This window comes from Lysinibacillus sp. A4 (assembly GCF_024919535.1).
GTDB classification, from domain to species: Bacteria; Bacillota; Bacilli; order Bacillales_A; family Planococcaceae; genus Lysinibacillus; species Lysinibacillus capsici.
This window is the reverse complement of sequence record NZ_JANWTB010000005.1, coordinates 196,020-212,427: the sequence shown is the minus strand read 5'-3', so window position 1 is coordinate 212,427 and position 16,408 is coordinate 196,020. Positions and strand designations below refer to the sequence as shown.

17 protein-coding genes are annotated in these 16,408 nt (G+C 39.1%); 6 read left to right on the top strand and 11 right to left on the bottom strand.

Features of this window, described 5'->3' with window-relative positions:
• The first annotated feature begins 72 nt into the window (after positions 1–72).
• The 6 genes from NY607_RS12095 to NY607_RS12070 all read left to right on the top strand — a co-directional run bounded on the left by NY607_RS12095 (position 73) and on the right by NY607_RS12070 (position 5,860).
• Complete coding sequence (locus NY607_RS12095; RefSeq protein WP_259419754.1) at positions 73–903, top strand: MetQ/NlpA family ABC transporter substrate-binding protein; 831 nt, start codon at positions 73–75, stop codon at positions 901–903.
• Positions 904–1,009: 106 nt separating this feature from the next.
• A complete protein-coding gene (locus tag NY607_RS12090) occupies positions 1,010–2,035 on the top strand; it encodes a methionine ABC transporter ATP-binding protein (RefSeq protein ID WP_131520733.1) in 1,026 nt (341 codons plus the stop codon).
• Complete coding sequence (locus NY607_RS12085; RefSeq protein ID WP_004225517.1) at positions 2,028–2,699, top strand: methionine ABC transporter permease; 672 nt, start codon at positions 2,028–2,030, stop codon at positions 2,697–2,699. The genes NY607_RS12090 and NY607_RS12085 overlap by 8 nt, the downstream gene beginning before the upstream one ends.
• A gap of 13 nt (positions 2,700–2,712) precedes the next feature.
• Positions 2,713–3,492, top strand: coding sequence for an enoyl-CoA hydratase/isomerase family protein (locus NY607_RS12080; protein WP_131520732.1), 780 nt, complete (start codon positions 2,713–2,715; stop codon positions 3,490–3,492).
• 14 nt (positions 3,493–3,506) lie between these two features.
• Positions 3,507–4,667, top strand: coding sequence for an alpha-hydroxy acid oxidase (locus NY607_RS12075; protein WP_131520731.1), 1,161 nt, complete (start codon positions 3,507–3,509; stop codon positions 4,665–4,667).
• On the top strand, positions 4,664–5,860 hold the full coding sequence (locus NY607_RS12070) for a CaiB/BaiF CoA transferase family protein (protein WP_131520730.1): 1,197 nt from the start codon (positions 4,664–4,666) through the stop codon (positions 5,858–5,860). The genes NY607_RS12075 and NY607_RS12070 overlap by 4 nt, the downstream gene beginning before the upstream one ends.
• A 131-nt stretch (positions 5,861–5,991) precedes the next feature.
• Here NY607_RS12070 and NY607_RS12065 read toward each other — a convergent pair whose 3' ends face one another.
• The 11 genes from NY607_RS12065 to NY607_RS12015 form a co-directional block, all read right to left on the bottom strand.
• Entirely contained in the window at positions 5,992–7,191 is a 1,200-nt protein-coding gene (locus NY607_RS12065) for a glycine C-acetyltransferase (RefSeq protein ID WP_193767354.1), read from the bottom strand.
• Between the two features lie 58 nt (positions 7,192–7,249).
• Complete coding sequence (locus NY607_RS12060; protein WP_131520728.1) at positions 7,250–8,326, bottom strand: nucleotide kinase; 1,077 nt, start codon at positions 8,324–8,326, stop codon at positions 7,250–7,252.
• Between the two features lie 101 nt (positions 8,327–8,427).
• Positions 8,428–9,063, bottom strand: a complete 636-nt coding sequence (locus NY607_RS12055) for a YczE/YyaS/YitT family protein (RefSeq protein ID WP_131520727.1) — start codon at positions 9,061–9,063, stop codon at positions 8,428–8,430.
• A gap of 120 nt (positions 9,064–9,183) precedes the next feature.
• Positions 9,184–9,678, bottom strand: coding sequence for a Cys-tRNA(Pro) deacylase (ybaK, locus tag NY607_RS12050; protein WP_131520726.1), 495 nt, complete (start codon positions 9,676–9,678; stop codon positions 9,184–9,186).
• A 24-nt stretch (positions 9,679–9,702) separates the two neighbouring features.
• Positions 9,703–10,428, bottom strand: coding sequence for a hypothetical protein (locus tag NY607_RS12045; RefSeq protein WP_237899204.1), 726 nt, complete (start codon positions 10,426–10,428; stop codon positions 9,703–9,705).
• Between the two features lie 326 nt (positions 10,429–10,754).
• Positions 10,755–11,408 (bottom strand): VanZ family protein, encoded by a 654-nt coding sequence (locus NY607_RS12040; RefSeq protein ID WP_259419753.1) that lies wholly within the window; start codon positions 11,406–11,408, stop codon positions 10,755–10,757.
• 45 nt (positions 11,409–11,453) lie between these two features.
• On the bottom strand, positions 11,454–12,992 hold the full coding sequence (locus tag NY607_RS12035; RefSeq protein ID WP_004225528.1) for an acyl-CoA carboxylase subunit beta: 1,539 nt from the start codon (positions 12,990–12,992) through the stop codon (positions 11,454–11,456).
• A gap of 53 nt (positions 12,993–13,045) precedes the next feature.
• Positions 13,046–13,828: an enoyl-CoA hydratase gene (locus NY607_RS12030; RefSeq protein WP_259419752.1), complete on the bottom strand. Its 783-nt coding sequence runs from the start codon at positions 13,826–13,828 to the stop codon at positions 13,046–13,048.
• Positions 13,825–14,742, bottom strand: a complete 918-nt coding sequence (locus NY607_RS12025; protein ID WP_131520721.1) for a hydroxymethylglutaryl-CoA lyase — start codon at positions 14,740–14,742, stop codon at positions 13,825–13,827. The genes NY607_RS12030 and NY607_RS12025 overlap by 4 nt, the downstream gene beginning before the upstream one ends.
• 14 nt (positions 14,743–14,756) lie before the next feature.
• Complete coding sequence (locus NY607_RS12020; protein WP_004225532.1) at positions 14,757–14,969, bottom strand: acetyl-CoA carboxylase biotin carboxyl carrier protein subunit; 213 nt, start codon at positions 14,967–14,969, stop codon at positions 14,757–14,759.
• Between the two features lie 68 nt (positions 14,970–15,037).
• Complete coding sequence (locus NY607_RS12015) at positions 15,038–16,396, bottom strand: acetyl-CoA carboxylase biotin carboxylase subunit (protein WP_131520720.1); 1,359 nt, start codon at positions 16,394–16,396, stop codon at positions 15,038–15,040.
• Between the last annotated feature and the right edge of the window lie 12 nt (positions 16,397–16,408).

Here is a 16,408-nt window from a genome sequence, read left to right as displayed (position 1 = left end):
AGCCTCTCTTAATTTGTAAGAGAGTTTTTTTATTTTCAAAAAACCGATAAAAACAATCTTGGAGGTATTTTCATGAAAAAGAAAAATAAATTTTTAGTAGGTTTAGCAAGTTTAACATTAGTAGCAGCTTTAGCAGGCTGTGGCTCTAAAGAAGATAGTAAAAGCCAAGCTGAAGGAATTGATGAAAAGAAAATCGTTGTAGGCGTCACTTCTGGTCCACACGAACAAATTGCAGAAGTAGCTGCTAAAGTAGCAAAAGAAAACGGGCTAGAAGTAGAGCTAAAATCATTTTCTGACTATGTTTTACCTAATACATCCTTAGCTGAAGGTGATCTTGATGCGAACAGCTATCAACACGAGCCTTTCCTGGATACATTTAATAAAGATCATGATACAGAGTTAGTACCAGTGGGCAAAACGATTTTAAATCCAATGGGTATCTACTCAGAAAAATATAAATCCTTTGATGACATTCCTGACGGAGCAACGTTTGGCTTACCAAATGATCCAACGAATGGAGCCCGTGCCCTCTTTGTTTTACAGGAAGCTGGCTATATTAAGTTAAAAGAGGGCGCAGACTTAACAGCCTCGATCCGTGATGTAGAAGAAAACAAAAAGAATTTAAAATTCATTGAATTAGAGGCCGTTCAAATTCCTAAACAACTTAGTGAAGTAGATGTAGCAGCTATTAATACAAACTTTGCATTAGAAGCTGGCATTAACCCTAAAGATGACTCTATTTTATTGGAATCTACTGATTCTCCATACGTAAACTATATTGTCGTGCGTGCTGAAAATGAAAATGATCCAACAATTAAAAAGTTCGTTGAGGCCTACCAATCTGATGAAGTACGTCAATTCATCGAAGAGGAATTCAAAGGTTCAGTAATCCCTAGTTGGTAATACATTCAGGAAGCTTCTATAAGCCGAAGAATCTGCCGAAATTCCTCTATAGGAAAACGAGCAGATTCTTGCTTTTTAGAAGGTAGAGAAAGGAGCATACAATCGCATGATTCAATTACAAAATATCTCAAAAGAATTCAAGTCGAAAAAAGGCATCATAAAAGCTGTGGATGGCATCAATCTTCACGTAAAAAAGGGACAAATTCATGGTGTAATCGGCTATAGTGGTGCTGGTAAAAGTACACTCATTCGTTGCGTTAATCTACTAGAACGTCCTACAGCAGGAAAAGTAGTGATAGACAATGTAGACATTACGACCCTTTCTCTTCACGAATTACGTCAAACACGCCAAAAAATCGGGATGATCTTCCAGCACTTTAATCTATTAAAAACAGCAACAGTTTACAATAATATTGCAGTTCCCTTAAAGCTACTAGGCTATAAAGAGGCGGAAGTAAAAAGCCGAGTAGCTAAGTATGCTGAAATTGTCGGTTTAACAGATAAACTAGACAGTTACCCCAATCAACTTTCAGGTGGTCAAAAACAGCGTGTGGCTATTGCGCGTGCCTTAGCACAGGAACCAGAAATTTTACTTAGTGACGAAGCAACAAGTGCACTTGATCCTGAAACAACGGAAGCCATTCTTGAATTGTTGTTAAAGATTAACCGTGAATTAGGAATTACAATTCTGCTCATTACACATGAAATGAATGTCATTCAAAAAATTTGTGATGAGGTTTCTGTTCTAGAATCTGGGAAAGTTGTAGAATTCGGCACAGCGATTGAACTTTTTGCAAAACCAAAGCACCCTACAACGCGAAAGTTTTTGAATACAATTTCACAACGTAATTTATCCCCTTCTCTTATTGAGCAATTAAATGTTTCAGGAAGTGTAATCCGTTTAACATTCCTTGGTGAAAGTACTGGTAAGCCATTATTAGCAGAAGTCACTAAGGTATACGATGTGCAACCAAATATTTTAACAGCTAATATTATTGAATTAAAAAACGGTATTGTCGGCAATATTGTGGTGCATTTACATGGCGAGACGCAGATTGTCCAAAAAGCGTTAACGTATTTTTCAGAAAATGGCGTGGCAGTGGAAGAATTAGGAGGTGCGTTCAATGAGTAGTATCCAAAGTTTCTTTACAGATTGGTCAGATGTTATTGGCAAAGCAATTATCGAAACATTTCAAATGGTCGGAATTTCATTATTGTTCTCCATTCTGATTGGCATTCCATTAGGGCTATTAATCGTTTTAACACGACCAGGACAATCCTTTGAAAATAAATTTTTCTATCAGTTTTTTAATCTATTTATCAATATTGTTCGCTCTGTTCCATTTATCATTTTATTATTCTTCATCTTACCTTTTACTAAGTTAATTGTAGGTACAACAATTGGTGTTAAAGGTGTAATCGTTCCGCTAGTTGTTTACACAGCTCCTTATATTGCACGACTGATGGAATCTGCGCTTTTAGAAGTGGATTCAGGAGTGGTAGAAGCCTACACAGCCATGGGTATTAAACGTCGCCATATCATTTGGCATGTCCTATTACGTGAAGCTCGACCATCTATTATTTTAGGCTTAACAATTGCCACAATAGGATTAATTGGTGCAACAGCAATGGCAGGAATGGTTGGTGCTGGTGGTTTAGGTGACCTTGCCTATCGTTATGGTCATTTACGCTATGAGGTTGATGTGATGTATGCAACTGTCTTTATCTTAATCATCCTTGTACAGAGCATTCAATCCATTGGTAACCGCTTCGCCGCGAAGTTGAAAAAAGATTAAGAGGAGAATGAAGATGACAAAGGAAATTTATGTAGAGAAAAATGGCTATATTGCAACGTTAGTATTAAACCGCCCAGATAAACGAAATTCTTTATCAAGGGCAATGTTTCAAGCCATAGTAGACCAACTAGAGCTACTCCGTGTAGATTCTTCCATCAAACTTTTAATTGTTCGCGGTGTCAATGAAGTAGCCTTTTCATCTGGGGCAGATATTAGCGAATTTTTAGATGTTCGTTATGCTACAGACAATGCCAAAGCCTATAATGAATTGGCTCTAAAGGCGATCGATGCTCTCTATAAATTTCCGCACCCGACAATTGCTATGATTCAGGGCTTAGCAATTGGTGGTGGCTTAGAGTTAGCAAACGCTTGTGATTTTAGAATAGCAACACCTAAGAGTAAGCTAGGCATCACCGCTGCAAACATAGGTATTGTCTATAATTTAGAAAGCACGAAACGTCTCATCAATATTGTTGGTGTCGCTAAGGCAAAGGAAATTTTGTACACAGCTACTATTTTTACAGCTAAAGAAGGAAAAAATATTGGTTTAATCACGGCCCTCCACGAACCAGAGGATATTAATGAGGCGACATTGCAATTCGCTGAACATTTATTAAGTAAATCATCCATTGCAAACGCAGGCATCAAAAAAATTATCCAAGCAATTGTTGATGGTGAAAATGAAGAAAACGATGAGCTGGCACAGTTAGTTTTGGATTCATTTAGTTCAGACGATTATAACGAAGGTATACAAGCCTTTTTAAATAAAAGAAAGCCTATTTTCAATAAATAAGTGAGGTAGTAATGATGACAAACATAACTGATGGCGATCTACTCTTAAAAAATATCACTGCACAAGCCCCCTTTCCCATTTGCTTTGCAGATTTAGAAAAGGCCGTAGCGAAAAAAATCGAAGCTGGCCCTTTTGGCTACATCCGTTCAGGTGCTGGCGGTGAACAAACACTGCGCAATAATCGTGCAGCTTTTGAGAAGTATTCCATTGTTCCCCGATTTTTAAATGATGTGTCAAACGTTGATACATCGGTTCATTTGTTTGGTAAAACATATCCAACTCCTTTGCTTTTTGCTCCTGTAGGCATGAATGGAATGGTTCACGATGAAGGTGAGCTTGCCGTTGCACGTGCTGCCCAGTTTTTAAATATCCCTTATATACAAAGCACTGTTTCCACTTTTGCTCTTGAAGAAGTTGCTCAGGCTGCCCCTTCCGCAACAAAATGGTTTCAATTATATTGGTCTACTAATGAAGAAATTGCTTTTAGTATGGCTGCACGTGCGGAGAAAGCTGGATTTGAAGCGATCGTTTTAACTGTCGATACCGTAATGCTTGGCTGGCGTGAAGAAGATGTACGCAATCAATTTTCACCATTGAAGCTAGGCTATGCAAGAGGTAATTATATGAATGATCCTGTTTTTACAGCCGCTTTACCTGATGATTCATTCGAGTCCTATGTACAAGGTGTCTTGCAAAATGTCTTCCACCCAACGCTTAATTGGGAGCATGTTCGAGCGTTAAAAAAACGTACTAACCTTCCTATTTTATTGAAGGGAATTCTACATCCTGAAGATGCAAAGCTTGCTATCGACAATGGTATTGATGGCATTATTGTATCAAACCATGGTGGCCGTCAATTAGATGGCGTAATTGGTTCACTTGATGCCCTTCCTGCTATTGCGAAAGTTGTGAATGGACAAATTCCTATTATATTAGATAGTGGTGTGTATCGTGGTATGGATGCCTTAAAAGCACTTGCTTTAGGAGCAGATGCCATTGCAATTGGACGTCCTTTCGTCTATGGGTTAGCCCTTGAAGGACAACAAGGCGTCGAAAAGGTGATGACCAATCTTTATGATGAATTAAAGGTTTCCATCGCATTAGCAGGTTCCACCTCTGTCAAAGGATTACGTAATATCACATTAGTCAAACAGGATGGGACTGAGGTTAAATGAAACAAGCATTACAAGGATTAAAGGTTATCGATTTATCACAAGTCTTAGCAGGTCCTTATTGCACCATGGTATTAGCAGATATGGGTGCAGAAGTTATCAAAATTGAAAAATACCCAAATGGAGACGATACCCGTACAATGGGTCCATTCGTTAATGAAGAAAGTCATATGTATATGATGGTTAATCGTAATAAAAAGGGTGTCTGCATCAATTTAAAAACGACTGAGGGACTGGCTTTATTTAAAGAATTGATCCAATCTGTTGATGTACTTGTGGAAAATTATCGACCAGGTGTCACGAAAAAGCTTGGTATTGATTATGATACATTAAAAGCCATCAATCCTGGCCTAATTTACTGCTCTATTTCCGGTTATGGTCAAACAGGTCCTTATAGTCAAAAGGGTGGCTATGATATTATGGCTCAGGGTCTGAGTGGCTTAATGCATATGACAGGTGAAGCAGATGGACGACCTGTAAAAGTTGGCTTTGCGGTGAATGATATTGCTGCTGCACAAACAGCCTTACAATCGATTTTAATGGCCTATATTTATAAGCTTCGTAGTGGTGAAGGTCAATATATTGATGTGTCCTTAGTAGAGTCAGGTCTTGCGTGGACTGTTTGGGAGGCCGCTGCTTACTTCGGAAGGGGTGAGTTACCTGATCGAACAGGAACCGCCCATCGTGTGTCTGCGCCCTATCAAGGTTTCAAAACACAGGATGACTATATTCTAGTAGGTGCTGGCAATCAAAAGCTATGGGAGATTTTTGCGGTAAAGGTTGTCAATCGACCTGATTGGTTAGACAATCCTCTCTTTACTACCAACTATTCACGTGCCCAACATGTGAGGGAGCTAGAAGCAGAAATTGAAAGCGAGCTAATCAAGCATAAGGCTATCTACTGGCTCGAACTGTTGGATAAGCACGGTGTACCATCTAGTCCAATCTATTCTTATGACCAAACATTAAATGACCCCCATATACTAGAGCGTGGCATGGTACTGTCCTATGAACACCCTACTGCCGGACCAATGAGAACATTGGGATTCCCAGCAAAGTTTTCACAAACACCTGGACAACTAACAAGTGCAGCACCTACATTAGGACAACATAATGAAGAAGTTTTACAGGCATTAAATATTTCTGATCAAGCTATTCAACAGCTCAAGGCAGGCAAAATAATTGGGGCAAAATAAAGAGATTACCTATTTTTAGATCGCTATCCATTAGATTTAGGCTTCTATCGGTCACTTTTTTGATTCTATCCTTCACTTTTTTCTTTCTATCATGCAAAAAAGGCTTCCCCATCCATGAGGAAGCCTTTTTCTTATTGAATAACGCCTAATTCACGACCAACCTTCTCGTAAATCGCAATTGCATCATCAAGCATTTCTTTTGTATGTGCTGCTGTTGGCATATTTCGAACGCGTCCTGTACCTTTTGGAACTGTTGGGAAGACAATTGATTTTGCATAAACGCCTTCTTCAAATAAACGTTTTGAAAATTCCTGTGTTAATTTTTCATCCCCAATGATGCATGGTGTAATTGGTGTCTCAGACGCACCAATATTAAAGCCAAGCTTCTCAAGCCCCGCTTTTAAATAATTACCATTATCCCACAGTTTATCGTGTAGCTCTGTTGAATCAATCAGCATTTGCACGGCTGCTGTAATAGCGGCTACATCACCTGGTGGTAATGCTGTTGAGAATAGAAATGGGCGTGAGCGAACTTTTAGCCAATCAATTAAATTTTTCTTACCTGCTACATAGCCACCTACTACACCAATGGCTTTTGATAATGTACCAATTTGGAAATCAATTTCTTTTTCTAATCCAAAATGCTTCACAGTTCCTTTTCCTTTACCTGTTACACCCGAACCATGTGCATCATCCACATACGTGATTAAATCAAACTCTTTAGCTATTTCCACAATTTCAGGTAATTTAGCAATATCACCATCCATTGAGAAGACACCATCTGTGATAACCATGATTTTATTGTATAAACCTGATTCCTTTGCCGCTTTTGCCTTTGCACGTAAATCTCCCATATCAGAGTGATTAAACGCGATGATTTTTGCCTTCGATAAGCGACATCCATCAATAATAGATGCATGGTTTAATTGATCTGATAGAATGGCATCATTTTTATCCATTACAGCTGAAATAGCTGCCATATTACAATTAAATCCAGATTGATAAGAAATAGCCGCTTCTGTTCCTTTAAATTCAGCAAGCTTTTCTTCTAATTTTACGTGCAAGTCAAGTGTCCCGTTGATTGTACGAACAGCACCTGCTCCAACACCGTATTTATCAATTGTCTCTTTGGCAATACGCTTTAATTCTTCATTTGTTGCTAAACCAAGATAGTTGTTAGAGGATAAGTTAACAAGATTTTTGCCACGGACCTGAATAATTGGGCCATTTGCTCCCTCTACTGGATCGATTTCATTGTATAAGCCTTGTTCATGTAGGGCTTGTAGGTTTTCATCTAAAAATGCATTCAATACTTTTGACAAGCGTATCATCCTTTCCTAGGAAAACTGTTCTCGCTCCTAGTTTAGCACATGCAAGCCATTAGCTACATTACTTTGTTAATCTTTCGAATAGTGGCGCTGTTTTTTCGCGCCATAAAGAAGCCGATAGACAATTATCTAATAAACGACGAACGGTATATTCAGCTTCTGCATATCGTTTGGAATGGCCCATCGCATCCTGTATAGCTTCTTTGTATTGTGCTCGCACTGCCTCGATCGCCGTTTCTGCTTCCTCTGACAGCGCACAATGTTGACCAATATCAAATATCTTATCCCCTAACCTACCATCCTCTGGATCAAAGATATGAGGCTCTGTGCTATCAAAAATACAGAAATTAAGCTCTGGGATAATGACCATATCTACAGATCCCGCATCTAAGCCACACCAAACAATTTGTGCATCAAGCCCTCTTGCATTTGCTTCATCGGCTAAGCTTTTCATTAGTGAAGATTTGCCTGTACCTGGCTTACCTTTAATCATGAAGCGAGTCGTGATACTTTTGGTGATACTATCCACTGTATTTTCCGCACCTCTAGGAGTTAGCGTTCCCAGTAAACGATGTGTCCGCATACCTGTTTTATTCAGAATAATAGATTGGAACACTTCCGACTTTAAATTTTCCACCTGTTCATTTAATGCCTGCCAGTTCATACAGCTTTGTGTGACAACCTCCCAGTCATCATGTAGCTTGATTGCTCGATCCAGTTTCGCTATGCATTTTTCACGCCATGTTGCACGCTCTTGCATCGCCTCTGCAAGCTGTTCTCCAACCTTTTTAAGCTGTATGTCTTCTAAGCATTCATAGAAAGACATGACACGATGCTTTGTACCGAGTAAAGTTGGCTCGATATTCCACTCAGATGCCCATACAAAAAGTCTGTTACAGCCTTTTATATAAACGGCCTCAACAACCTCCTCTAATAAAGCATGCTTAAACCACTCGACAGCAAAGCCCTGTTTCACATAGAAGTATCCTAGTTCTTTTAACAGTTCTGAACCTTTAAATGTGGCAGGCCCTTGCAAAAAATAAACGAGAGACGCCTCTTCCATCATTTCTTTATATAAATGCTTCACACCTTGGCCAGTCAATGCGTGTCCAAAATAATACGTTACATTTCCGTTCAAATGTCGTTCCTCCTTTAGCTTATGCCATGCATTATATGAAAGAACCCTAAAAAAAATGAGAAGCTACTTCTATCCTTTACAGATCTAAGTAGCTTCATGGTTTAATAGAATGGCTTCATGCCCTCCATATTTCCAATACATTTCATCAATATTTTACGACAATACGGTAATGAATATTGCACAATATAGCCTGAAGTTAAGGCAATCAATACCGTCCCTACTCCAACTGGTCCTCCTAGAAGCCAGCCAATAATGGTTACAAGTACTTCAATTCCCATTCTTGCTGTTTTAATAGATCCACCAAACTTTTCGACAAGTATCATCATTAAGGTATCCCTCGGTCCTGCGCCCATATTCGGTGCGATATACATTCCACAGCCAAAGCTCAAAACAAATAAGCCAATAATAAAATATGTAATTTGTAAGCCAAATACATCCGTTGAGGGCAACATCCAGTTAAATACATCAATGAACGAGCCAATTAACAGCATATTGAGCCAAGTACCTATCTTTGGCCATTGACGCAAAACAATGGATGTTGAAGCAACTATAAAGAGTCCTGTTACAATAGACCATGTGCCAATACTTAACCCAAAATTTTGAAATAGACCTACATGTAAAACATCCCATGGGCTTGTGCCAACAATTTTCCCCTTTATCGACATCGTGATGCCAAGTGACATCACCACTAAGCCACCAATAAAAAAGGTCCAACGCCACCCCATTATTCTACGCATTCCTTATCCTTCTCTCTATGAATAATATTGCTATTACTGTATCATACTTTCAACCAAAATTAAGCTATAGTGCTTGAACTAAACCGTTTATCTTACCGCGTAAAAAAACTACCCATTCTCTCACTCATGGGTAGTTGTAATTGAGGCAAGTTGTGCCTTTGTTATATTCTTCAGATCTTCTAATTGTACATGAATTTGCATACCAATTTTCCCTGCACTAACGATTATACTACCTTGTTCTTGAGCAGATGCATCGATGACCGTTGGATATAACTTCTTCATCCCTACTGGTGAACATCCACCACGAACATAACCAGTATGGCTAAGTAGATCTTTTACCGCTAACATTTCAATTTTCTTTTCCCCAACTACCTTCGCGGCTGCTTTTAAGTCAAGCTCATCAGCTACTGGAATAACAAATACAAATAACTTTTGGGCACTTGCTTTTGCTACTAATGTTTTAAATACCCGAGCAACAGGCTGTCCTATCTTCTCAGCTACAGAAACACCATCTACTTGACCGTCCCCTGTTTCATATTCCATCACATCAAAATGAATTTTTTGTTGTTCTAATAAACGAATCGCATTCGTTTTCGCATGCTTTGCCTTTGCCATGTCAACAATCTCCTATCTACAGCATCAGGCTATCAAAGAGAACATAGAATCTTTGTCTGGACGATAGCCATTTTTCGCCATTTGAACGTGAGCCGCATATCTTTCTGATACCTGTTTAAATGCTCTTAACTTGAATGCAGTCTCATAGTTCTTACCGAAAATTGTATCTGCAAATGGGTCCAATTTCAATTCCTTCGAGTAACGTTCAGGAACCTTCACTTCAATGATGTCACGCACAAAAGATGGTTCACTTTCATTTGTGGCAACCTCATCAAAATTTGAATTATTTAACATATGCTGTATTTGAGCATCAATGCTTTGCGCCACACGTAAATCTTGAGTAGAAGGCTCTGCTGATGACAATGCTGCATTACGTACCTGCTCTAAAATGTGCATTGTGTTACCTAGTTCTGAATCGGATATATGCGAGAGATCAGCGTTATCATTCATTCCTACTTTATAGCTTTGCTCATGGGCCCTTACATTCTTTTCTGTTTGCTGTAAACCTTCCATTATGGCTTTCTGCTGAGGAGTTACTTCTTTTGACTCTTCTTGCTGCTGGTCATACAAATCTTGGTCAGTACGCCCTAATAATAAATTTTCAAGTTCAATCAATAATGGATTTTTCTTTGGCTGAAAATACATCGCATTTTTTCTATAGGCATCTCCTGCCTCTTTACGCTGAAGTATTTTTTTACGATTATGCTGGGATGAAATTCTTTCTTGTTCCATTAAATTTGATATTTTCATAGTTTTCACCTCACCCTTCTATCTTCATATGCGAATAAGTTAATAGATATGAACATTCTTTCTCACACTCTATCTATACCATTTAAATAGTTTCTGTACACTCATTATCGGAATTTTCACTATTAAATTCAAGCACTAATTACTACTAACCTCCTAAAGAGATACTAATCATTTCCGAAAATAGGTATAAAGAACCTTATCTATCTAATATTTTCATATTCATTTATTAGCTACATGCCCTTTTCAATAAATTTATTACTATATACACTAAATAAATGGTGTTAATCAACATAAAAAAACAGCCCCTTCATACTGGACTGCTTTTCTCATTTTTTGGGTCTAATCAATATACCTTTATAGGCTAAGTAACCAAGCCTTGCACCAATCGTATTTAAAATTAAATCATCAATATCCGCAGAACCAACGGTAAAAATAAATTGTACGGTTTCGACAGCAAGACTAGAAATAAAGCCTAAACAAATAATAACCCACGCTTTTCGGAATTTCTTCGATAGTAATGGCAGTAAAAAGCCCATTGGAGTAAAAATTAATAAGTTGCCAAGTAAGTTAACGATTATAATTTCCCAATTAAAATATTGAGAGTAGTTTATATAACGGAGAATCGTTTCGAAGGGAATAAAATTAGTAGTTAATCGCCAGCTACTATAATCAAACAATCCTAAGTCACCTATAGAGTAATCTCCCTTAAATAAAATGACGACTACATCTACTAAGCGATCAATAACCAATTTATAAAAAGCCATAAATGAATAGATACTAAATAAAATCCAACCTGCAACCTTTAGCGGTAAATAATATGTATCAATGACATCCCGATATGGTAATGGGAGCTTGGCATTATTTTGAACATCCGCTATGTTGTTTTTAGACAAGCTTAACACCCACTTCCCTTTTATTCCTTCCCATATTTTAATATGCTCAACTATAGCTTGCAAGTAGCTGAAAAAATTATCATCCAAAAAGGCTGTCTCCTACCAGCAGAGACAGCCTTCTAATAAGTATGTTTAAACTGGATTTACCCCATGCTTACGTTGTGAGAATAATAAGTATTTTGACATATAAAGTTCTAAGCGATTTTCTAGTACCTTACGCAGCTCATTAGGCTCAATCACATCATCAATGATAAGCTCTGAAGCTAAGCGATACACATCAATTTCCTCTTGATATTCTTTACGTTTCTCAGCAATGAAGCTTGCTTGCTCTTCCTTTGGAAGTTCTGCAATTTTATTGGCATAGACGGCATTGACAGCAGCCTCTGGTCCCATTACGGCAATTTGTGCATTTGATAAAGCAATACAGCAGTCTGGTTCAAACGCAGGGCCAGCCATTGCATATAATCCTGCACCATACGCTTTACGCACAATGACCGTTAGCTTAGGAACAGTGGCCTCACTCATGGCAAAAATCATTTTAGCACCATGACGGATGATTCCTGCTTTTTCTACCTGAGTACCAATCATAAAGCCTGGAACGTCTGCTAGGAATAACAGTGGGATATTGAATGCATCACAAAGTGAAATAAATTTCGCCGCTTTATCAGCAGAATCATGGAATAGCACGCCTCCCTTAACGCGTGGTTGGTTAGCGATGATCCCAACGGATTGTCCATTAATTCGTGCAAGGCCTGTAATTAATTCTGGTGCAAATAATTTCTTCACCTCACAAAACGAATCTTCATCAATAATACGATCAATTAGCTTATACATATCAAATGGTACATTTTGATTTTGAGGAATTAATTCTTCAATAGATTTATCAAATGAAGCTGGTGGTTTAGGAGCCTCTACCTTGCTACGCTCTGCATAATTATTCGGGAAGTATCCTAAATATTTGCGCGCATAAGTAATAGCCTCCTGTTCGGATTTAACAAGCACATCTCCACAACCCGAAACGGAACAGTGCATTTTTGCGCCACCCATTGTTTCTAAATCTACTTTCTCACCGATAACCATTTCAGCCATACGAGGAGAACCTAAATACATAGAAGCATTCCCTTCTACCATCACCACGATATCGCAAAATGCAGGAATATAGGCACCACCCGCTGCGGAAGGACCAAATAATAAACAAATTTGCGGAACTTTTCCTGACAGTTTGACTTGATTGTAGAAAATGCGTCCTGCGCCTCGGCGTCCTGGGAACATTTCAAGCTGATCTGTAATACGCGCACCCGCTGAATCCACTAAATAAAGTAATGGACAATTCAACTTTTCAGCGGTTTCTTGAATGCGAATCATTTTTTCAACTGTACGTTTTCCCCAAGAACCAGCTTTAATCGTTGAATCGTTAGCTAGCACACAAACCGTACGACCATGGATTTTGCCAATACCAGTGATGACGCCATCTGCTGGTAAATCCCCTGCTAAACAGTTCGCATAGAGCCCATCCTCTGATTGAAGACCATCATCGAGTAATAGTTCAAGACGCTCACGTACAAATAGCTTGCCTTGCTGTGCATTTTTGTCATGATATTTTGGTAATCCACCTGCTAAAATTTTATCTTTCATTGTAGGTGGTGTATTTTCTGTCGAGATATTGCTCATGTTTATTTCCTCCCTTTGCCCAATCGATTACACCAAAGTTATTTCTTTGCGTTTTATTTCCCTGAATATTGTGGCGCCCGCTTCTCTTGGAAGGCAAGTAAGCCCTCTAACCGGTCTTCTGTTGGGATCAGTGCACTATATGCAAGTGATTCAATTTTTAACCCGGTAGCTAAATCTACCTCAACACCTTGATTGATCGCAACTTTGGCTTGCACTAAAGAGAGTGGTGCATTTTTTGCCATTTCCAGTGCAAGCTGTTGTGCCTTATCTAATACCTCATGTCCTTCATAAACATACTCAATAATGCCATAATTTTCAGCTTCTTCGGCATTCAGCCTACGTGCTGTATAAATTAATTCCTTTGCTTTACCAAGACCAATTAGACGTGGAAGCCGCTGTGTTCCCCCAGCTCCTGGAATAATTCCGAGCGATGTTTCTGTTAAGCCAAGCTTTACATGTGTAGCCGCAATTCGTAAATCACAAGCTAGTGCCAGCTCTAAGCCCCCACCAAAGGCTACACCATTTAGGACAGCAATGACAGGCTGTGCAAGCGTTTCAACTTTTGCCACAGTGGCACCAATCAGCTGCACGATCTGCTTCACTTGTCGATCAGACATTCCTTTACGTTCCTTTAAATCAGCACCTGCACAAAATGCCTTTTCGCCTGCACCTGTTAGAAGGACTACACGCACTGCTGGATCTCCATTGATTTGATCAAGTGTGTCAGACAGCTCATGCAGTAATTGAATCGACATAGCGTTAGCAGCTTCTGGTCTTGAAAGAGTAATAAGTCCAATACTACCCTCTAGTAATTCAAATCGAATGAGTTGTGTCATCCTTGATTTGCACTCCTTTCATTGCGGACAATAGCCATTTGCTTTGATGCAACCGCTTTGCCTAACTTCTCTTCAATAAAGAGTGCTGCCTCTAGCACCTTTTGTCGATCTACGCCTGTTTCAATGCCCATCTCATCGAATAAATACAATAAATCTTCTGTGGCTACATTACCTGAGGCACCCTTTGCATATGGGCAGCCCCCTAGCCCACCAAGCGCACTATCAAACTTGGTAATACCCATCTCTAAGGATTTCATAATATTGGCTAATGCTGTCCCACGTGTATCATGAAAATGCATGGCAAATTTTTCAGCAGGATACCTTTTTAGCAATTCCTCTAAAAGAAACTCAACCTGTGTCGGTACACCAACACCAATTGTGTCACCAAGCGATATTTCCGTCACACCCATCTCCAATAATTTTTCCGTTACTCGTAATACCTTGTCAGGGTGTATATATCCCTCATAAGGACAACCAATAACCGTTGAGATATAACCTCGAACCTGTTTCTTTACAGCCTGAGCTCCTACTACAACTTCCTCTAATATGGGAAATGTATCTTCTATGGTTTTATTAATATTACTTTGGTTATGGCTTTCACTAGCAGACATAAAAATACTTACTTCATCTACTTCAGCCTGCAATGCACGTTCTAAGCCCCGCATATTGGGTACAAGTGCCGCATAGGTAATATCCTTATGTCTTTTAATGGCTTGCAGAACCTCAACTGCATCTGCCAATTGAGGAATCCATTTGGGATGCACAAAAGATGTCACTTCAATATAATTTAATCCTGTTTGACCTAATAAATTTACTAATTGCACTTTATCAGCTGTTGAAATATGCGTTTTTTCATTTTGTAAGCCATCACGGGGACCAACTTCTTTGATTGCGACTTGCTTAGGTAGCTGCATAAACAAGCCTCCTCTTATTCAATTTCTAAAATATCATCATCAACGTTAATAAAGTCTCCCTCATTGGCAATGATTTTCGTCACTACGCCATCCTCTTCTGCTGCAATTGGAATTTCCATTTTCATCGATTCTAAAATGGCTACATCTTGACCTGCTGTCACTTTCTCGCCCTCTGTTACGACGATTTTCCATACTGTTCCTGCCATGCTTGCTTTTACTGTTGCCATAATCATTCACTCCTAATTTTTTAATCATGTATTCGTCCCTCTATGGAAGCACGAATACATGATAATTGTTATTTTGTTTCTGCTAATTGCGGTAAATAATATTGCTCTACAAATTTTGTTGTCGTATAGCCTTTTAAAAATTGTTCATGTGTGACGGTTTTTAACAGCATCGGGATATTCGTTTGAATCCCCTCCACTTTATACGTCTTTAGCGCTTGTGCTAATCTTTCACAGGCAATTTCTCTTGTTTCCCCCCACACCACCAATTTACTAATCATTGGATCATAGAATGGTGTTACCACTGAACCAGACTCTACACCACACTCATGTCGAATCCCTTCACCTGTCGGTAATTCAAGAGTCGTAATGGTACCTGGAGACGGGAAAAACGTCGAAGGATTTTCAGCGTATATGCGCACTTCAATCGCGTGCCCTTCTTTAGTCATACTTTCTCTAGTGAACGTAAGAGGTTGTTTTGCAGCAATTTTTAATTGCTCCTCTACTAAATCAAGCTTCGTAATTTCCTCCGTAACGGGATGCTCTACCTGTAGTCTTGTATTCATTTCTAAAAAATAAAAGTTTTGATCTTCATCAACCAAGTATTCGATTGTTCCAGCATTGACATAACCAATATGCTTCGCCGCCTTAACTGACGCTTCTAGCATTTTTTCTCTTGTCTCTTGTGAGATAAACGGTGATGGTGCTTCTTCTACTACTTTTTGATTTCTTCGTTGAATAGAGCATTCTCGTTCAAATAATGGAACGACATTACCTTGATGATCAGCAATAATTTGCACCTCGACATGGTGAGGGTTAGCAATGAATCGCTCCATATACATCGTGCCATCACCAAAGAATGATTGTGCACGCTTTTGATTTCCCTCAAAAGCTTTAGCTAGTTCCTCGGCATTTTCAACTAGTTGCATACCGATACCGCCACCACCTGCTGATGCCTTTAACATAATCGGATAGCCTAAACGTTCCGCTATGTCAGTGGCTTCTTCTACATCCTTCACAGGCGCTTCTACACCCTCTACAATCGGTACACCAGCAGCTTTCATTGTTTTACGTGCCTCTAATTTACTGCCCATTGAAGCAATCACATCAGCACTTGGCCCGATAAACACTAAACCTGCGTCTGTACAACGTTTTGCAAAATTTGCATTCTCTGATAGTAAACCATAGCCAGGATGAACAGCCTCTGCACCACTTTCTAGTGCAATTTCAAGAATGCGGTCGATATTTAAATAGCTCTGTGCAACCGGTGGCTTCCCAACACAGAAAGCCTCATCTGCATCTTTCACATGTAAGCTTTTAGCATCTGCCTCTGAATAGATTGCAACCGTATGAATATTTAGGCGCTTGCATGTTCTGATCACTCGTCTAGCAATCTCCCCACGATTTGCAATTAATACCTTATTGAACATAGTCACTGCCCC